Genomic DNA, 18,980 nt, shown 5'->3' on the forward strand with positions numbered 1-18,980 from the left:
CCGCCAGTGGTGGAGACCAATATTGGTGCGGCGACGCGGGTCGAAGTGCTGGCGGAGGGCCCGCGGGAGCCGGGATAGTGGGCCGCGCGCAGCCCCGCCGGCACCGTTCCCTTTGCGCAACAGCCATGTGTGTCCACAGTTCCGTACGCCCACCGTTCTCGACTGGGGGTCACCGCCCATGACCAGCTCCACCCCGCGCAGAACCGTCCTGGCCGCGGCGCTCGCGGCCGCCGCGGGAACGGCCGCCGCCGGCCCCGCCGCCGCGGCCGTCCCCACCGCACCGGCCGTCCCCACCGCAGGCCCCGACTGCGCCGTCTCCGACTGCGCGGCCGACGACGGCGAGCGGGGCCACGCCCCCGCCGCCGGTCTCGTCGACAACCGCTTCTGGTCCTCGTACACGGACTGGAGGTGCGGCACGGCGGCCGGTACGAAGGCGGTCGCCGGCCTCCGCCCCGGCCTGGTCCTCGCCACCCCCGCCGGGCGGCTCGACTACACCGACCCGCACACCGGCCGCACCTCCGCCTGGGAGTACGCGAGCTGGACCTCGCCCGTCCACACCCCGGCCGTGCCCGCCACCGAGGTCATCGCCTCCTGGAACGCCGAGACACCCCCCGGCACCTGGCTCCAGGTCGAACTGTCCGGCACCTACTCCGACGCCGGCACCACCCCCTGGTACGTCCTCGGCCGCTGGGCCTCCGGCGACGACGACATCCGGCGCACCTCGGTCGACGACCAGACCGACGGCAGGAGCACCGTCTGGACGGACACCTTCGCCATCGACGACGCGTCGAGCGGCCTGCGGCTGAGCTCGTACCGCCTCCGTCTGACCCTGTACCGCACCCCGGGCAGCGACCTCACCCCCACGGTGTGGCGGCTGGGCGCCATGGCCTCGGACATCCCGGACCGCTTCACCGTCCCGGCCACCGAGCCGGGCCTCGACCACGAACTGACCGTCCCGCGCTACTCCCAGAACACCCACGTCGGCCAGTACCCCGAGTACGACAACGGCGGCGAGGCCTGGTGCAGCCCGACCTCCTCCCAGATGATCGTCGAGTACTGGGGACGCCGGCCCACGGCGGATCAACTGGCCTGGGTGAACCCGGCCTTCGCCGACCCCCAGGTCTGCCACGCGGCCCGCTTCACCTACGACCACCAGTACCAGGGCTGCGGCAACTGGCCCTTCAACGCCGCCTACGCGGCCGCCTACCCCGACATGAACGCGGTGGTCACCCGCCTCCGCTCCCTCACGGAACTCGAATCGCTGATCGAGGCCGGCATCCCGGCCATAACGTCCCAGTCCTTCCGCAAGGAGGAACTGACCGGCGCCGGTTACGGCACCTCGGGCCACCTGATGACCGTCATCGGCTTCACGCCAGAAGGCGACATCATCGCCAACGACCCCGCCTCACCGAGCAACGAGGCCGTCCGCCGGGTCTACCGACGGCGCGAGTGGGAGAACATCTGGCTGCGGACCAAGCGTTATGACGCAAACGGCAAGGTCAGGAGCGGTACGGGAGGTGTCTGCTACCTCTTCTGGCCGGTCAAGTCAGCACCAAGTCAGCACCGCGCACTGCAGGCACTCGGCCTGGTGTGAGCATGTGCGGCCCGACGGTCGTCTCGACGACCTGACGGCAGCGCTCCTGGCCGTCCTGCGTGAGGTGGCCGTACCGGTCCACCGTGACCTTGATCGAACGATGTCCGAGCCAGCGAGACACCTCGTGAATGGACACTCCGTTGGTCAGGGCCACGGTGGTCCATTTATGCCGCAAGTCGTGCGGGTTGTACGCAGGAAGCTCGAGCCGCCTGATGGCGCGGTCCCACGACTTGCGCAGAAGATCGGGATACGGCATTCCGCCGCTCGCATTGCGGATCGGAAGCCGGTCGATGAACGGCTCAAGGGAAGCAGGCACGGGTATGTCGCGCCACTCGCCCTCTTTCCGATGCTTCAACGGGGCGTATTTCGGCGTGTACTTTCCGGAGGCGTCCTTGTAGCGAATCACCTGCCGCCGGATTCGCAGGGTGCCGTCACGCATATCCTCCGGGAAGACTCCCAGAGATTCCCCTATACGAAGTCCGCAACACGTCATGAGCCATACCGCCGGAGACAGCCGAGGTCCGATCTCCTTGGCGATGGCGGTTATCTCGTCGAAACTGGGCAGCTTCCTGTCGTCGACAGGGATGACAGGGTTCTCCAGCTTCTCGGCCTGTGTCATGGGATTCACGGGAATCCGCCTGTGGCGCACAGCGTGGGAGAACAGCGCCGAGAGGGCGATGTGCCGGGACTCGATGGTGTTGAGGGCCGCCCCATCCCGGCGCCAGCGTGCGTACAGACCCTCGATGTCCGCTGCGGTGACCTGCGAGATCATCTTGCTCCCCAGGTGGGGGACCACGTGGAGGCGGACGATGCGCTCGTACGACTCCAGGGTGCCGGCGGAAGCGGTCTTCTTCCCGAGCCAGTCGTCCGCGTACCGGCGGAGCGACACCTTGCCGGCGTCGGGGTCGACGTAGATGTTCTCGCGCTTGTCGCCTTCCATCTTGGTGGCGAAGTCGACCGCGTCCTTCTTCCGAGCGAACGACTTCTCCCGCTGACGCCCGGTGCGTCCGCCCGGCTCCCGGTATCGGACAGTCCACCGCTTGCCGGACACGGCAGAACCGTTGTCGATGATTTGAGCCAACCTGTTCACCCATCTCTGCTCACACGGCCGTTGGCCGTGTTTTTCGGTGTGGGTGGTGTTGTAGTCGATGTTTCCGGCCGCGCCAAATCTCCGGGCACCGGAGGATTTGGCGGCCCACGTTTACGCGGACGGTAAGACCGCGATCGCGCTGGCGCTAGGGCGCACCGCTCCGTAAGGCCGTGCGCGTCCTGCCTGCGTGCGCATCTGAGCTGGTCGAGGCCGATGTCAAGCGTGGCTTGCCTAGAATCACTGGCCCACGGCCATGTGGAGATCCTCTTTGAACTCCGCGCTCGACCCATCCGCGATCCGACCTCCACTCGCCGCGCGGGCCTCTCCTCGCAGGATCAAGCCCTCGCCTCACGGACACGCGGTGAAGCAGGGGAAACCTTGAACTAGTTCGAGTCTCGTGCGACGGCAGGCCAAAACGTTAAACTTAGCTTCGAGCCGTGCTCCACACGGTGGTCCCCTCACGCCCCGGTGTCAGTGCGGCGAGATACCGTCCTCACCACGCTGAGGTGAGGGGAGAACCATGGCGACGAACGCCCGGGCCGAGCAGCTGCGGGATTACGGCCGGTCCGTGCTGGAGGGGGCCCGGTCGGAGCAAGTCCTGCGCATGGCACGTCAGGTGAACGCCGTGTCGTACACGAGCGCGCGAGAGTACGCCGGCCGCTCACTCTTCGAGTTGCTGCAGAACGGCTACGATGCGCATCCGAGGGACCGTCGCGACGGACAGGTCCACGTCCTGCTGGACGAGGCGGAGGGCGAGTGGGGGACGTTGTACGTCGCCAACGGCGGCACGCCCTTCACCTGGCGGAACGTTGAGCGGATCTGCGAGCTTGCCCAGAGCTCGAAGGAGATCGGCGAGGGCATTGGGAACAAGGGCGTCGGGTTCCGCAGCATCCTGCTGATCAGCGACGCGCCTGAGATCTATAGCGCAGACCCTGATAGCCCGCTCGGCTCGGAACTGGATGGATACTGCTTCCGCTTCGCGCAGAGGGCCGACGTGGAGGAGTTCCTTGGCGGTGAGGGCAACGCCCATGAGGTGGCCGCCACATATCCGCCGTTGCAGGCACCTCTGCCGCTGGACGACGTGCCCCCGACCTGTCGGCAACTTGCTGCCCAGGGGTACGTCACCGTCGTCCGACTGCCCTTGCTGAGCGAGTCCGCCCGGGCCGAGGTCTGGTTGCGGATGCGTGAGCTCGCGGGGGCGAAGGTACCTGTGATGCTGTTCCTCGACCGGCTCGCCAGCCTGACGCTGGAACGGCGGGCCGCGGCGGAGGCGGGCGAATTGGACGACGGCCAAGAGGCGCATGAGCGGCACGAGCTGACCCGCTCCGAGGAGTGCTTGGCAGTGGCGCAGGATGGCGCCGGGCACGGACTCGCCGTCTCCTGCGCGACCGTGGATCTGGGGCCGTCCGGCACCTTCCTGGTAGCCCGGAGCACCGTCGAGAAGGAACGGCTGAACAGCACGCTCGCCGAGGCCGTGGGCTCCGGGCTCCTCGACGACACGTGGCAGGAGTGGAAGCGGTCCGCCGTCGTCGAGGTCGCACTCCCGCTGCCCGCCCCGCGCCGACTGCTGCAGGGGCAGATCTACACCTTCCTGCCGATGGGCGAGGACCAGGCCGCGCCCTTCCCTGGGCACGCGAACGCCCCGTTCTTTACCAAGTTCGACCGCACCGGGATCCCCTCCGACAACCCCCTCAATGTTTTGCTGCTCGATGCGGTCGCCGAGACCTGTCTGGCGGCCGCCGCGGTATTGCGCGCCTCGCCCGAGCCGTCCATGCGGCAGCTGGCCGTGGACCTGGTGAGCTGGGAGAACAAGAAGGACTCGGTGGGGCGGCTCAGCGCGGCGGCTCTGCGCGTGCATGGGAGCGAACTGGCCGACGTACCGCTCGTGCCCGTCCTTGCCGCGGACGGCGCCCCGCCGGCGGCGGGCTGGGCGCCGCCCCGGGGCGCCGCCCTGTGGCCGGACCTCGACCTGACGGTCCTCACGGCACACCGCGCGCACAAGGCCGGAATCGTGGTGGCTGATCCCGAGATCGGCAGCGACCGGTTGAAACGGCTGGCCACCCTGTGCCGCGCCCTCGCGTGCCCGTGGGAGCCAGCCCCGGAGCTCCTCGCCGACCACGTGGAGCGGATCGTCGGGGCCCTTCCGCTCCCCAGGTCCGGCGAGTCCCCCGAGGAGTGGAGCGCGCTGTACGAGGACCTCGCCGCCCTCTTCGAGGGCCACGGGCGGGTTCTGCATGACAGGCGGTTGCTGCTCGCGGAGGACTGCACGCTGCGGCACACCAACCGTCCCCCCGGCAGGGCGGGTACGGCCACGAGCACGCGTGCACAGGGCAAGCCGAGTGGTCAGGGTGCCCGCCGGGAGGCGTTCTTCCAGCCGGTGCGCACGGAGGCGAACCGGGCCAAGGGCCCGTCCGTCCCCTCCCTGCTCGGCAGGCGGTTGTTCTGCCTGCACCCGGGGCTGGTCTGGAAGGACTGCGGCGAGCGTACGCGTGGGCGTTCCGCCCGCGTCTTCCTCGAGGAGGAGGGGCTCGTCCGGCCGTACGACACGAAGGGCCTGCTGGACCACGCACGGCAGCAACTCAACACGAGCACCGATCTCCAACTGCGGCTCCGGACCCTGCGGTTCGTCTTCCGGCTGTGGCAGGCTCAGCGTTCGCTGGACGGGACGGAGGTCTTCTCGCTCGGACTGTACGTGCTGTCGGCGGACGGTCGGATGATCAGGGCGAGCAACGCCGTTTTCGGCCGGGGCTGGGGCCGTGAGTCCGTCGGTGAGGACCTGGCGTCGGTGGTCGCCGCCGGGCAGGACGTGTCGAAGAGCCTCAAGGCGATTGCCGGACGCCTCCTCGCCGCCCCCGAGGAGTTCGCCAAGGGGGACGCGACCACTGCTGAGGAGTGGCGGTCGTTCCTGAAGGAAGCCGGGGTGGCCGACGGGCTGGTCCCGGTCAGCTCCCCCGACGCCTTGCGTCGAGTAAACCAAGGGCAAAACCTCACCGCTCGGCAGCTGGTCCACATGGCGAAGGTGTCTGCCGAGGTGCGGGAGCAGTGGGAGCCGCACGTCCGCAATTGGTCCCGTGCCTATTACCCCCGGACGCCGTACTGGGGCACCCCCGCCTGGCAACTCCCTGGCCAGGACGTCGTCGGACGCCTCGGTCAGGAGGCCCGGCTGGCGTACGCACGGCTCGTCCTGCACGGCCTGGCCGACTGGAAAGACACGAGTTTCACCAGCGTCTGGACAAGTGCCGGCAGCCAGAGCTCCCCGGACAAGGAACGTGTCCCGACCCCGCTCGGCACCTTCGTCCGCGAGCAGCCGTGGCTCCCAGTGCGGGGCCGCGACCGGGCCGTCCGGTTCGTCCGGCCGGCCGACGCCTGGCATTGCCCGCCCGGGCTGGAGGAGGAGCCCTCGTACGCACCCACTGTCGACCATCGGCTGCGTCACCTCCTGGAACGTGGGAAGGCGGGCGCCCGGCTGCGGGAGATGGGGCTGCCGACCTGGGGCAACTCCTGGGACAGCGATCGCCTCATCGCCGCGCTGGGACGGCTTGCGGCGGAGGGTGCACTAGGGACGGAGGACCGGCCCGCTGCGCAGCGCGCCAACGAACGCGCCTGGAGGTACCTCGTACAGCAGCCAGATCCCGCACTGCCCGAGGACGCCAGTCTGCTCGCCGAGTCCGGAGACCGGCTGATCAGCGTACCGCTGTCCGACCTGGGCGGTGGGGCGACCGATAGCGATGGTGATGCCGTGCTCTACGTCAGCGGTGAACGCGACGGTCTGACAGCCCTGCTGGTACGGGAGATGGGGCGTCCTCTGCTGACCATTCCGGATGTCTCCGCGGAGGCCGCCAAGCTGCTGGCGGCCGAACACCCCTCCACCGTCCGGCACACCGACGACCTGGTGTTCACAGTGACCGTGGACGGCGCACGCGTGGACCCCGTGGCCATGGGAGAGCCGCTGGTTGACCAACTGCCCTGGCTCACGCTGGCTGTGGGCGTCCTCGCCGACCACCTGGCGCGCGGCCCCCGCGCGAGCGAGGCCGAGCTGAACGAGCTGATGTCCCTGGTCCGGAGCGTACGCCTGCACCGCTACCACTCCTGGGACATCGAGCTCGACGGTCGACCCGTCACGTTGCCGGGCCGCCTCGGCGGAGTGCTACCGCTGCCTGATCCGAAGCATCCGCTCGTCCTTGCCCCGGCAGGCGAGCCGGGCTGGCCCGAGACCACCCGCATCGTGGTGGCGGTTGCCGAGTTGCTGGGGCGGCGGGAGTTCGGTGACCGGCTGCGTCTCGCCGCCCACCAGCTCGCCTCCCGCCACGCCGACTTGCACGAGCCGGGCCAGGAGGAGCTCGCCGACGCCCTGGAAGTCACGATCCACCAGGTCAAGGAGACGAGCCGCCGCATCGATGGAGCCATCGGTGTGGTCCTGGAGCGCTGTCGGCCCTTCCTCGTCCATCTACTCGGCACAGAGGCAGCGAACTCGCTGCTCCTGCCGCCGCCGGGCGACACCAAGGAGTTGCAGGCTCACCTTGACGACTACGCCACCGAGCTCCCGGTACCCGTATCCGAGTTCATCGACAGGGCTCGCGCGGCGCGCGGTACAGACGAACTGCGCCGTGACCTGGGCATCGGATTCGCCGAGCTGAACGACACTCTGCGCGCGATGCACCCGCCCCTGGAACCGGTCAGCCACGCCGACGAGCACGAGGAGGCGCTCCGCACCTACCTGGACCCACGCAAGAAGGAGATCGTCAACCGGCTGCGCTGGGCGGTGCTGGAGGACTTCGACGCACGCCGTCCGATGCCCGACTGGCCCTCGGTTAAGGCCCTGGACTGGATCACCGCGCCGGAGGCATGGGCGTACACCGTGGACACGGCCGACACGGGGAGCCTGGAGGCGCACGTGGAGGAGCAGCTGGCGCTGCGCCTGGGCCGCCCGGTGTCGTTGCCCCGTTCGGGCGAACGCCTGCCCGCCCCCGACCAGGTACGCCCCGCGAACCTCCGTACGATCAGCGGCCTGGCCGCCGACCTCGCGGTCCTGGTCAGGGCAGCCGGACGCCCTCTGCCTGCGGCCCTGACCGGAGCCGAGCCCGCAGAGGAGGTCACCGCGCGTCTGGAGGCCGCGGGCGCGCTGGACTTCCGTCCCCTGTCCCCCGCCGACGTCGTCGGCTGGCTGGCGGTCCTCGGCCAGTGGCCCGAGGGGATGGCGGTCGACACAGATCCCGGACGGCACGGGTTGTCCGAGGCCGACCTGGATCGGGTGCGTAATGCGGCGGACCACGAGCGTCGCGAACGGGAGCGCAAACGGCGGTCGATCACCGTCGGCGGCCGTGCCTTCGACGTGCATTCCGGTGACTACACCGCCCTCACCCGCGAACTCGACCGGCTCCTGCACAGCGGCTCGGCGCCGGGCATCACCGCAGCCGGACCGTTCCGCTTCACGGACCCCCGCCCCCGGACCGGGCGCACCGAGCCCACCGGTCGCACGCGCGGATGGAACTACGGGGGCAGCTCGGACAGCGGGCTCACCACGGCCCAGCGGGAGGCCATCGGGTACGTGGGCGAGTGGTACGCGTACCAGTGGCTGTGTGCGCGCTACCCGGACCGTATGGACGAGACCAGCTGGGTGTCGGGCAACCGCCGCAAGGCCTTTCCCGGCGCATCCGGCGACGACGGCCTCGGCTACGACTTTCGGGTCGGCTCCGGCCGCCAGCCCTACCTCTACGAGGTGAAGGCGACCGCAGGCGAAGGCGGGCGCTTCGAGCTGGGAGAGAGCGAGGTCCGCGCGGCCCGCCAGAACGCGGGCAACGACCGCTGGCGCCTCCTGGTGGTCACTCACGCCCTCAACCCTCACAGGGTGGCCATCCAGATGCTCCCCAACCCCTACGGAAAGCGCGGCCGGGGCCGCTACCGCGAGGAGGGCGGAGCACTGCGCTTCTCGTACCTGCTGTGACTTTGACGGTTAACCCCAGTGCGAGATGAGTCGGGGTTAAACGTCAAGGTGAGCCGGTGTGTGCGCCGATGGCGAGTGTCCCCGTCTCGGATGATCTGGTTCGGTTATGCCGTTTCGAACTTCTACCACGCGCGCAGGGTGCGGACTGCTCCGGACAGAGGTTCCGCGAACTGACGGTCGGACGCCGCAGGTTCTGGAAGAATTGTCGCTAGCAACCACTGGAGGAGCGGGGCGCCGGGTGAGGGAAGCCGCCGAGGTGCTCAGCAGGGTGGCCGTGATCGGGTCCCGGATGGCACAGCACGCGACTCAGCCGCAAGCCAAGGAGACTGTGATTGCGTTGATCGATGGAGAATCTGATAGCGGCGATGCAGGGGTGGACGGATAGATGACGGGTGACTTTGGCCCCGACCGCTTGCGGCAGCTCTTCGGCGACCCGAACGAGGACGGGGTCTACCTGGTCGGCGTCGTGGAGTTCTCGGACGATGCGAGCGAGGACCAGTGGTCGTATGTCGGGAACACTCAGATGGGGACCCTGGAGTCAGTTGCCAGCAGGCTCGGCTATGAGCGGCGTGACATCACGATTGTGGAGCCTTACCGAGAGCCTGGCCGTGGGGTGCTGCCGGACGGAACAGAGCTGGCGGTCACCTCGACCACCGTGCGAGGGAGCGCATCCTGGCATCGGAGTAGCCGGGAGCCAACGCCGGAGGAACGGCTCCGGTGGGCAGGGCATCCAGTGCCGCTGCCACCTCCGCCCGAGCCGGTGCCGGTCGGTCCCAACATGGAGACGGCGAGGCCTCGGATCGAGGAGCATCAGGGCGAGGTCTTCTACACGAAGACCGGCAAGCCCTTCACCTACCGGACCAACCACTACACCCTGGTCATCGTCGAGAGCCGGCGCAACGTGCAGTGGCACGAGATCAGGTCAGCGCTGGAGGCATGGCCGATCGCGGGGCCGTCGGAGATTCCACGATGCCCCGAACGTTCTGGGCGGTACGTCTACGGGATCGTGTCCGACGAGCGGATCCGGCAAGGGGACTGGTGACAACCTTGGACCTGCGGCTCTGTGGCGGCTGATGCGATGCTCGCCGAACCGCACCCCAGCGTGGAGGCTTCGGCCCGTCCTGGTCAGAACGCTGGGGACGGTAGACCCCGGCATCAGGTCTGGTAAGCGGACCTGAGAATGCTCTCCCTGCCGGGTGAGAGGTCCGTCGGCTGGCGCACGCGGGCTCCGCTGCTGCGCCGACCGCTCGAGGATCCTAGGCCGGTCGAACGACCCTGCGTAAGGCGCGGCTGACGTGATCACGGACCACCGCCGCGGACACGTAGGAGAGCGCCTCCGGCAGGGACTCGGACACGGAGGCGAACTGGCTCTCCTGCTGGCGCAGGTGGGCGTCAAGGAAGGGAACCATCGCACCCGTGGCGCTGCAGCGGGCCTGCCGCGCGTACAGCACGGTGAGGGAGAAGGCCCAGCAGGCATGCAGGAAGCCGAAGACGGGGCGAGGGGTTCCCCGCCAGGGGGAGAAGAAGGTGACGTCGGTGGGGAGGCTGACGTCGTGCGCGGTCAGGGCGTCGTTGAGCCAGTGGTGGGCGGCCTCGTGGACGAGGTCGCGGGCCAGGACCTCGGGGTGCGCGGTGTAGTCGGTGAAGACCGTGCCCGGGAGGCGGGTGAGGGCCCAGCTGTGGAGGGTCTCGTCGAGTCGGCGGCGGTTGAGCAGGCAGATGACGGGGGCGTGCTGGGTGAGCAGGGTGCCGAAGCCGTGCTCGGTCGCGGAGGCAAGGGCGGCACGAACGAGGCGATGGGCCTCGGGTGGGGCAGGGTCGGTGTCGGGGCCGACGAGGTAGTACGCGGTTTCGGAGATCTCCGAGCGGAGCAGGTCCGCGGGGCGCGGGCTGAGCACGATGTGCGGGCCGGCCGACAGGTGGGTCAGGTCTCGGACCGTCGTACGGCGGTACCAGGCGAGGCGGTCCGCGTCCCGGGCGCGCGCCGCGTGTTCGGCACCTTCGAGCAGGTGGTGGGCGACGGCGTAGTCGAGGGCGGACGCGCCGAGGCGGTTGCCGAGTACGGAGGCGATCCGGCTGGTCCGTTGGCGCTGATGGTCGGCGATACCGTCGAGGGCGACCAGGGCTTCCGGGGAGAGAGCGCTCATCTGGGGCTCCGGGAGTGGAACGGGGCCGGACCGGGACGGGCCCGGCCCCGTGGCGGGTCAGGACTCGGTGGTGGGCTCAGCGGCGTCAGGCTGCACCGTGGTGGCCAGCCAGGTCTCGGTGGCCGCGTTGGAGGTGTGCGCGGTGGTGCGCACGGCGTCGCTGTCACGCAGGGACGCGACTGCCTCCAGGAACTCGTCGAACGTCTTGTCGTCTGCCACTGCTCTCTCTCCTCAGGTCGGGGCGGTGGGTCGGGGCGAAGGGCTGGTGCGGGCGGGCCGCGAGGGTCGGTCACGGATGCATGGCTCCTTACTCGGAGACGAGGAGGGTCAGGAACTTGCGAACGCGGCCGGCGCGGACCGGTTCGGTGCCGTGGACGAGCTGGCTGCCGAAGACCACGAGAGTGCCGGGAGAGGGTGCGACGCTCCATCGGGTGCGGGGCATGGCGCGAAACCAGGGGGAGGACATGTCCGTTCCGTCGTGTGCGAAGCGCATCCCCGGGGCGTAACCCGACCCGGTCGGCGCCTCGTCGGTGGTCCAGACGTCGTCGCTTCCCGTGGTCTCCACGTAGAACGCCCCGCCTGTGTCCTGGGTGTCCGTGAGCGTGACCGTCGCGGCGGCGATCTGGCGGGGACGGGTGAGGGGATCGGGGGCGATGCCGTCCGCATGCGGGGTGATGTACTGGCCGGCGCCGTACTCGAGGTAGATCCACGGCCCGTGGCCGGTGACCGACGGCAGGGTGCGCGTGACGGCGGCCATGTGGAGCTTGAGGGCCTGGTCGAGGAGGGCGGTCGCCTCGTACGGGATGTCGGTCATCTCGATCCGGCCGGCCGGCTCGTAGACATCCTGCGCGTCGGCGGGGGAGTGACCGGGGATCTCGTGGATGGTCGTCTGGCGGCCCGCGCCGTACCGGTCGCGCCCGAGGGAGCCGAGCGCGTCGTCCATGACGTCGTTGAGGCGCTCGATCTCGTTCGGTCTGAGGAAGCTCTCCACGGTCCGGATGGACAGCGTCTCAGCGATGTGGATCACTGCGCGCCTCCATCACTGGAGTGGGCTACGGCCGTGCAGGCGCAGAGGGCGGACGGCGGGGCAGAGGCGGCTTCGGCCAGGGCCTCCGTGAGTACGTGCACGGCGTCGGCGAGGTTCTCGAAGTACTCGGCAGACCTGGTGCCGGCAGAGGGTACGAGATGGAGGTCGAGCGTCGGATACACCCGGCCGGTGGTACGGCACGTGAGCTCGTTGCGGCCGAGGAACAGCGAACACGCTCCGGGCAGGGAGGACTCGGCTTGGCCGGCGGCGCGGCACAGGCGCGCTGCTGTTCGCGCGTACTCGGCGCGGTCGCGCGGCAGGATGCCGACCGAGAGGAACCGGGGCTCGGCTCCGGGGAGGTCGGCGTAGGCGTGGCCCTGGCAGCTGTCATAGGTGACGGTGTTCCAGCCCGCGGTGAGCGCGTCGACGATCGGGCGGACGCCGGGCTCGATGCCCTCGTGCCACTGGGGGTGTCGCGGGTCGAGATCGTCCGCCTCGTGAATGCCGGGGAGGCCGACCGTGTTGATGTTGCCGTGGGCGCTTACCTGGAGGCGTGCTGGCGGGCGCGGTGCGGCGGGGTCATCCCAGCGGGCCAGGAACGCCACGACGTGGCGCATGTCGTTGGGGCGGACGGGACGCCAGTGCAGCCGGGAGCAGGAGGCACCGGGCGGGAGACTCGGCTGGGCGAGCAGGGCGGCGACGCCGTCGATCAGGCGCATGCGGTGGTCGCAGTACGCGTCTTCGTCGCCCGCGGCGGCGAAGCGAAGGCGGATCGCCGGGCAGCCCGCGCCGCAGGTGTCGCGGTAGTCGCAGGTCGTGCACTTGGTGAGCAGGGAGCGTGCCTGCCGGAGCAGGGAAGAGCTGCCCTGGGCGACGGCCACGTCCGCCTCAGTGTGTACGTCACCGAGTGCGGCCAGGCCGGCTTGCGGCCAGGGCAGCTCGTCGCAGCTTCCTAGGCGGTCATCGGGATAAAGGGTGAGGACGTGGTCGCACTTCAAGTCGGAGAAGTGACAGGAACGGGTTTGCAGGCCCCTCAGGCGGCGGACGACGGAGACGACGGGCTCCAGCTTGACACGGCGGAACAGGCCGTCGGCGACCCAGTGGTGGGCGGCCTCCAGCACGAAGTCGGCGTACTGACGCGGCGCGACTGCCCAGGCCGGGCCGCTGGGGCCGATGGCCCGTCGCTGGAGTGCCCGGCTGGTCGGCGTACGGGATCCCGTCACCGTGGTGGAACGGGTGACCGCAGCGTCGAAGCACGGCACCAGGCTGACTGTCGTCACGGCGGGAAAGGAGGCGAGGTGCTCCATGACCTCGGAGGCCCGGCCGAGGATGTATGGGGTGACGGCGCAGATGAAGCCGACGCGGTGTTCCCGACGGCCGAGGAGTTCCAGGGCTTCGAGCACTCGGGGGTACGTGGGGCGGCCGTCGTAACCCACGCGCCACGAGTTCCCGAGCGCGTCCCCGTCGAGGGAGAGGCCGATCTCCAGCTCCGGGCAGTGCCGCTCGAACAGGTCCAGCCAGGCGTCGTCGAGCTGGAGGCCGTTGGTCTGGAGGCTCACGCGGATGACGTTCGGCTGTGCGGCGAGCGCGTCCAGGATCTCCGCGATCCGTTCCCGGCCGGCGGTCAGGGGCTCCCCGCCGTGGAGTTCGACGCTGAGCGGACGCCCGGAGAAGATCGAACCGAGGCGGTGGACCTGTGCCGCGCTGATCCGGGCGCCGCCCGGTGACTCCTTGCGCTTCTCGAAGCAGTACAGGCAGTCGATGTTGCAGGTCTCCCCGCGGAGCTTGAGGATGACGGAGACGGCCGTGTCCGTCCCGGTGCTCGACAGCGGGGCGTAAAGACTCTCCAGGTCGATGGAGGCGGTGCGGGTGACGGGCATCAGAGGACTCCGGAGGAGGAGAGGCGCGGTCTACGCGACATCGGTGGAGACCGTGGACAGCCACCCGAGAAGCTGTCCGCCGGTGATGGGGATGTGGACGTCGCCACGGCGAAGGAACCACCCGTCGGTGTACCGCTGGGGCAGCCAGCCGGCGTCAGGAGCACCCAGATTGGGAGCCTTCTGCAGCGGGTCTTCGACGGGCCAGCAGTCCAGAAGCGCTCTCGTCACGCCTCGCTGAACCGGACGGAACCACTCCCACGTCTCTGCGCGAGCAGGGTCGATCGACGGGCGGGGCTGCGCGTCTGCAAGCAGTGGCAGCCACTTGTCGCCCAGGACCGGGTGGCCGGCCGCCGCGCAGCCGAGCGCGGTGAGGCAGGTCTCCATCTTCCGGCACACGACGCCGGCCGATTCGGCCAAGCCGTCCTCGACGAGGCCGGTCAGGTCCTCCGCGAGACTAGCCGCAACCTCGGCCTGGTCGGCGACCGCCCAGCGTCGGTAGCCCTGGCGCTCCCCGGGATCGAGCACCGGATCCCAGCGCCCGGAGCCGTATGAGAGGGCGGTACGCAGACACATGAGGTCGTGCATCGAGGCGCGTACCCGGCGGAACGATCCGAGGTCGTCGCGGCGCACGTCGAAGGAGCGGAGCAGGTGACGGAGTTCCTCGGCCCGCTGCGGCGCCGTCGCCTGGAGGTCGACACGGACGCCGTCCACGATGCGCGACTCCCACGCCGGAAGGGCGCCGTCCACGATGCCACGCAGGTCGATGTCGCTCGCCGCGTGGGCGAAGCCGCAGGCGAGGGCTCCCTCCAGCCAGACCTCACGAGCCTCGCCGGACGCGAGCAGCGCCTGGGCGACTCTGTCGGCGATCTCCCGGCGCAGTCGTGCCGATGGGTTCATTGGTGGCCTCCCTCGATCAGGATCTTGTCGTCAGCGGTGATCTCCCTGAGGAGATCTATGGCCCATATGTCGAGCGCGCCGCGCACGTCGGACCGCTGGGCACCTATGTGAGGTGAGGCCAGGAGGTTGAGCGGCGTCGTGGAGTCGGTGAGGAGCGGCAGATGCTTCCGCTCGACCGGGTCGAGGGCGAGGCCCGAGAGCCTCCCGTCCGCCAGCGCCCGCAGGCAGGCCGCGACGTCGAGGGTCTCCAGCCGCCCTGCGCAGATGAGGAGAGGCCGCTGCGGAGCGACGCGTGCGAGGAAGTCCTCGCCGATGAGCTGCTCGGTCGTGGGACGCAGCGGCAGAGCGATCACGTGTACCTGCGACTGCTCCATGAGGGCTGACGGCGACAGCTCCCGCAGACCGGGAGGGTTCGACGGCCACGCGGCGAAGGCCGTGCGGCCCACGTAGGGGGCGAGGGCCCAGTCGGCGGCCAGCCCGACCGGACCTGCGCCCCAGATACTTGCGGCCAGGGTGCCGAGTGACGTACCCATGCACGCCTGCTTCTCGTGCCGGCCGAGCAGCAGCGCGTGATGCCCCAAGGGGATCCGCCGGGCCAGGGCGAGGGCAGCGGCGAGAACCCACTCGCCCACGGCGCCCGCGCCGGCCTCGGCGTTGCGATGCAGTGTGATGCCACGGTGCCGGAGGGCGTTCACGTCGATGTGGTCGATGCCGGAGCCGGTCCGTACGACGTGCCGCAGGCGGGGGAGCGCGTCGAGCTCCCGCTCGCCGAGACGGACGCCGGAGCGCAGGACGAGCACAGCCGTGTCGGCGGGCATAGGCGAGTCCAGGTTCGGCAACTCGTGTACGAGGACATCGGGCAGGGCGCGGCGGATCGCGCTCGCGTCCGCCGCACCGCGTAGCACCAGGACAGCGCTCATCCGGGGAACTCCGGCTTCTCGTACCGGCCGAAGGCGAGATCGCCCTCGCCGACGACGACGGTCACGGGCGAAGGCCCGCCGAAGTACACGTCGCAGGCGCGCTTAACCCCGGGGAGCCCGTCCCAGGCCCGTGGATTGACCGCCGTGTCCGCGTAGTCGTCGACGAGCAACACGCCCGTCGGCACCAGGCGGGTGACGCAGTGCGTGAGTCCCGTGAGGGTCGAGTCGTAGAAGTCGCCGTCCAGGTAGGCGAACGCGATCTGCTCAGGCAGCTCATTTGGAAGGGTCTCGTCGAACCATCCCGGATGGATGACCGGTGCCGGCCTGCCCCATGCCGCGTGCGTCGCGCGCACGTCGTCCGGGGACGACCGGAGCTCGCCCGCCATCAGATGATCCGAGTCCTCGGCACCGGGCGCGGGCATGCCCTGGAAGGAGTCGTAGACGTGGATCTCACGATTGCGGTCGCCCAGCGATTCGAGCACGCCACGGATCCAGAGGGCCATCGCGCCCTTGTAACAACCGAGTTCGACCACCGGTCCCGGCAGACCGCGGGCTGTCAGGTCGGCGAGCTCGTCGGCGATCACGCGGAGCCGGTCGGCACAGACCGTGCCGACGTGCTCCCGCAGCAGCCACTCCCGCAGATCCTTCAGCATCGGATCCATGAAGGTCACCACCTGTCCACGAAAGGGTCGGCGAGCTCCCCGTTCAGCGCCGCCGACAGCGGGCGGTTGATCCGGGGCAACAGGTACACGTCGCCCAGACGTTCCAGCGGAACCCACTCGAAGCCCACCTGGATGGGGTCCGGCGGTTCCGGCATGCGCGGCTCCGCGTCGTCCACCTGCTCCGCGAGGAAGTTGAACTGAACCTTCTGTACGTCCCCGAACTCGCCCTGCCACGACTCGGGGACGTACTCGACGACGCACAACAGACGCCGGGCCACGACCTGCAGGCCGGTTTCCTGCACGACCTTGCGGTTCACGGCTTGGCGCAGGTCCTCGCCGACCTGGGCCTTGCCGCCGGGAAGGTTGTAGTGGAACCCGGCCTCGTCGTCGTACGACAGCAGCAGGACGGCGCCGTCGCGCACGATCGCTGCCTTCACGGACACGCTGATCCGAGGCAGCTCGGGCGTCAGAGGCACGACAGCGCCTCCGGCTCGCCGACGCGCATCAGGTCGCCGACCTCCGCCAGAGATCCCGCGACGGTGGAGCGGAAGCTCCCTCCACGCCGGAACTGACGGGCGGCGGTGCGCATACCCGCGAGGGCGGCACGGCTGAGCTGGTTCGCGTAGATGCAGAGGCGGAAGCCGGCCTCGCCGAGTTCGGCGGCGCTCAGGTCGGGGAACGCCGTGGGCACGCTGACCAGAGGCACGCCGTGACTCCACGCTCGCCCGATGCCCCGCGCCTGCTCACCGGTCGCGTCCTTGGAGTGGATGAGTACCGCATCCGCTCCCGCCTCGGCGTACGCCTCGGCACGGGCGATCGCCGTGGCCATGTCCTCACCGGCGATCAGGGCCTCGGTGCGGGCCACGACCACGAGGCCGTCACCGGCGATCTTCCGTATGCGCCCCACCTGCTCGCACAGCAGGTCCCGGTCGGCGAGGCTCTGGGCCCGGTGGGCCGCGAAGCTGTTGCACTTCGGGTACGCGCTGTCCTCGACACACACCGCCGCGGCTCCGGCGCGCATCAGGTCGTACGCGAACCGCTCCGCCGTGCGCCCCGAGCCGCCCGCGTTGTCGATGTCCACGACGACGGGCAGTTCGGTGACACGGCCGAGCGAGGCGACCACGTCGGACAGGTCCCGGGGGCCCAGGACGTTGGCGTCCGGCAGCCCGGAGGCCGCGGATACCTCCAGGCCGCTCACCCACAGGGCGTCGAAGCTCGCCTCCGCTGCGACGTGTGCGGCGAGTGCGTTCACCGCACCGATCGCCAGGAGCGGGTGCTTCCGCGCGCTGTCGGCGAGGGCCCCACGCAGATGCATCGCCTTCGTGCCGTCAGCCATGGGTCTCTCCTCCTTCCGTGCGGGCGGCGACCGGCGGCACCAGCTGCCGTTCACGCAGTGCGTCCCAGGCGGCGAGCAGCACCTCGGATCGGGGTCGGCGGGCGTCCAGGCGGACCACGTCGCCGAGGAGCGGGAACTCGTCGGGCTTCGAGACCACGGCCTCGTAGGTCTCGCGAACCCGGCTCTGGACGTCGTGCACGTCCCAGTCGCCCCGGACGGCGTCACCCTGGCGGGACTGCGCCCGGCTCATCGAGGCGTCGGTCTCCAGGTCCAGGACGAGCGTGAGATCGGGGGCCGCGGTGAGGTGCGCGGCCAGCGTCTCGTACGTCTCCGACGCCCTCATGCCGTGCTTCACCGCGAAGAAGGCCAGCTCGCTGAGGAGCCAGCGATCCGCGATCACTGGCCGGGCCGGCCGCTGGGGGAGCACGAGACGATCCAGCGTGGCCCGCTTGTCCGCCGCGATCGCGGACAGGTAGGCGTCACGGTTCCCGGCGTTCGGCTGGTACTTGCCCGTGACGATGGCGGCGGCTTGGTCGGCGGCGAGGAAGTTGGTCGTGAGCATGCACAGCGGGGTGACGCCGTAGAGCCCCTCCCAGAGCCGGAACAGGCCCTTGCGCAGCGTCGTCTTGCCGGTGCCGTCGAGCCCCTCGATGACGATGAACGGATAGCGGTGGTTCATTCGACCTGCCCCGCCCCCGTGCCGCCTGCGTACTTGGTGAAGCGGCCCCGCCAGCGCGCCGTGGTGGACACCAGGTCCACGAGCCGGAGCTCCGCCAACTCGTCGATGAGGCGAGGCAGCTCGGGCTCGGCGCAGATGCCGGCCTCGATGGCCCGGCAGTACGCGGCGCGGAGGTCCGGGTCGTCGTCGGAGTCACGCAGCGCCGCCTCCAGCACCCGCGTGGCCATGCCGTGGGCCACGACGCCCGCCGCGGCGCCCAGGGCCTGCTCATGGAGCGGGCTCGGGTGTGGCTCCAGCGTGATGTGGTGCACCCCGCGGTGGCGGATGACCGCGAAGAAGCCCACCCACCATGCGGCGGCGCCGCTGACAGCGGTCACGGCGTCGGACCAGGCCATCTCGGACTGCTCCGCGAGGATGTTCTGGGCGGCGGTGTCGGCGGCGCGGTGGAGCGCCCCGCGCTGGTTCCGCGACTCCGCTCCGTGCCGCTGGGGCAGCTCCCACCAGAAGCCGAGCCCGGCGGCCTCCAGCAGCGCCATCGCGGACCCGTTGGTTGCCGGCAGCAGAGACGGGCGCTGGGCCAGCACGGAGACATCGGCGCCCGGCACGTCGGGCAGCGCCTTCTTCTCGGCGACGGCAGCCCGCCATTCGTCGAGATGGAGATGGAGCCGCTGGGTCAGCAGCCCGTCCGCCAGCGTCTGCCAGGCGTGGGCCAACGGCGGCGAACCGGGGGGCCGTGGCGGCAGGGTCAAGGAGGTCACAGGTCGGATCCTCACGTCCGGGGAGTCGCGGCAGGCGGCTCCGGTC

General features: G+C 70.1%; 15 protein-coding genes. 3 read left to right on the forward strand and 12 right to left on the reverse strand.

Features of this window, described 5'->3' with window-relative positions; translation table 11 throughout:
- The first annotated feature begins 178 nt into the window (after nucleotides 1-178).
- Nucleotides 179-1,594: a peptidase C39 family protein gene (locus ACF07V_RS16590; RefSeq protein WP_392154755.1), complete on the forward strand. Its 1,416-nt coding sequence runs from the start codon at nucleotides 179-181 to the stop codon at nucleotides 1,592-1,594.
- Here ACF07V_RS16590 and ACF07V_RS16595 read toward each other — a convergent pair.
- On the reverse strand, nucleotides 1,542-2,675 hold the full coding sequence (locus tag ACF07V_RS16595; RefSeq protein WP_392154757.1) for a tyrosine-type recombinase/integrase: 1,134 nt from the start codon (nucleotides 2,673-2,675) through the stop codon (nucleotides 1,542-1,544). The genes ACF07V_RS16590 and ACF07V_RS16595 overlap by 53 nt on opposite strands.
- A gap of 529 nt (nucleotides 2,676-3,204) precedes the next feature.
- On the opposite strand from ACF07V_RS16595, the gene ACF07V_RS16600 reads away from it, so the two are divergent.
- Together ACF07V_RS16600 and ACF07V_RS16605 are read left to right on the forward strand one after the other, a co-directional pair.
- Nucleotides 3,205-8,628 carry a sacsin N-terminal ATP-binding-like domain-containing protein gene (locus tag ACF07V_RS16600; protein WP_392154758.1) on the forward strand — a complete coding sequence of 1,808 codons (5,424 nt, stop codon included), beginning with the start codon at nucleotides 3,205-3,207 and terminating at the stop codon, nucleotides 8,626-8,628.
- Nucleotides 8,629-9,013: 385 nt separating this feature from the next.
- Nucleotides 9,014-9,670, forward strand: coding sequence for a hypothetical protein (locus tag ACF07V_RS16605; RefSeq protein WP_392154760.1), 657 nt, complete (start codon nucleotides 9,014-9,016; stop codon nucleotides 9,668-9,670).
- A 214-nt stretch (nucleotides 9,671-9,884) separates the two neighbouring features.
- Here ACF07V_RS16605 and ACF07V_RS16610 read toward each other — a convergent pair whose 3' ends face one another.
- The 11 genes from ACF07V_RS16610 to ACF07V_RS16660 all read right to left on the reverse strand — a co-directional run bounded on the left by ACF07V_RS16610 (nucleotide 9,885) and on the right by ACF07V_RS16660 (nucleotide 18,934).
- The gene (locus ACF07V_RS16610; protein ID WP_392154762.1) at nucleotides 9,885-10,775 is read right to left on the reverse strand and encodes an aKG-HExxH-type peptide beta-hydroxylase; all 891 of its coding nucleotides are present in this window, start codon (nucleotides 10,773-10,775) and stop codon (nucleotides 9,885-9,887) included.
- Nucleotides 10,776-10,832: 57 nt separating this feature from the next.
- Nucleotides 10,833-10,994, reverse strand: coding sequence for a hypothetical protein (locus tag ACF07V_RS16615; RefSeq protein ID WP_361931631.1), 162 nt, complete (start codon nucleotides 10,992-10,994; stop codon nucleotides 10,833-10,835).
- Between the two features lie 88 nt (nucleotides 10,995-11,082).
- A complete protein-coding gene (locus ACF07V_RS16620; protein ID WP_392154763.1) occupies nucleotides 11,083-11,802 on the reverse strand; it encodes a 2OG-Fe(II) oxygenase in 720 nt (239 codons plus the stop codon).
- Nucleotides 11,799-13,682, reverse strand: coding sequence for a radical SAM protein (locus ACF07V_RS16625; RefSeq protein ID WP_392154765.1), 1,884 nt, complete (start codon nucleotides 13,680-13,682; stop codon nucleotides 11,799-11,801). Before ACF07V_RS16625 ends, ACF07V_RS16620 begins: the two co-directional genes overlap by 4 nt.
- Nucleotides 13,683-13,712: 30 nt before the next feature.
- Complete coding sequence (locus ACF07V_RS16630) at nucleotides 13,713-14,579, reverse strand: hypothetical protein (RefSeq protein WP_392154767.1); 867 nt, start codon at nucleotides 14,577-14,579, stop codon at nucleotides 13,713-13,715.
- Nucleotides 14,576-15,499, reverse strand: a complete 924-nt coding sequence (locus ACF07V_RS16635) for an NAD(P)-dependent oxidoreductase (protein ID WP_392154769.1) — start codon at nucleotides 15,497-15,499, stop codon at nucleotides 14,576-14,578. Before ACF07V_RS16635 ends, ACF07V_RS16630 begins: the two co-directional genes overlap by 4 nt.
- On the reverse strand, nucleotides 15,496-16,161 hold the full coding sequence (locus ACF07V_RS16640; RefSeq protein WP_392154770.1) for a TylF/MycF/NovP-related O-methyltransferase: 666 nt from the start codon (nucleotides 16,159-16,161) through the stop codon (nucleotides 15,496-15,498). The genes ACF07V_RS16635 and ACF07V_RS16640 overlap by 4 nt, the downstream gene beginning before the upstream one ends.
- A gap of 5 nt (nucleotides 16,162-16,166) precedes the next feature.
- The gene (locus tag ACF07V_RS16645) at nucleotides 16,167-16,598 is read right to left on the reverse strand and encodes an NUDIX domain-containing protein (RefSeq protein WP_392154771.1); all 432 of its coding nucleotides are present in this window, start codon (nucleotides 16,596-16,598) and stop codon (nucleotides 16,167-16,169) included.
- 29 nt (nucleotides 16,599-16,627) lie between these two features.
- Entirely contained in the window at nucleotides 16,628-17,497 is an 870-nt protein-coding gene (locus ACF07V_RS16650; RefSeq protein ID WP_392154773.1) for an isocitrate lyase/phosphoenolpyruvate mutase family protein, read from the reverse strand.
- Nucleotides 17,490-18,176: a dTMP kinase gene (locus ACF07V_RS16655; RefSeq protein ID WP_392154774.1), complete on the reverse strand. Its 687-nt coding sequence runs from the start codon at nucleotides 18,174-18,176 to the stop codon at nucleotides 17,490-17,492. Before ACF07V_RS16655 ends, ACF07V_RS16650 begins: the two co-directional genes overlap by 8 nt.
- The gene (locus ACF07V_RS16660; protein ID WP_392154776.1) at nucleotides 18,173-18,934 is read right to left on the reverse strand and encodes a hypothetical protein; all 762 of its coding nucleotides are present in this window, start codon (nucleotides 18,932-18,934) and stop codon (nucleotides 18,173-18,175) included. Before ACF07V_RS16660 ends, ACF07V_RS16655 begins: the two co-directional genes overlap by 4 nt.
- Nucleotides 18,935-18,980 lie beyond the last annotated feature (46 nt).

The sequence above is a fragment of the Streptomyces sp. NPDC015661 genome (assembly GCF_043077765.1).
GTDB lineage: Bacteria > Actinomycetota > Actinomycetes > Streptomycetales > Streptomycetaceae > Streptomyces.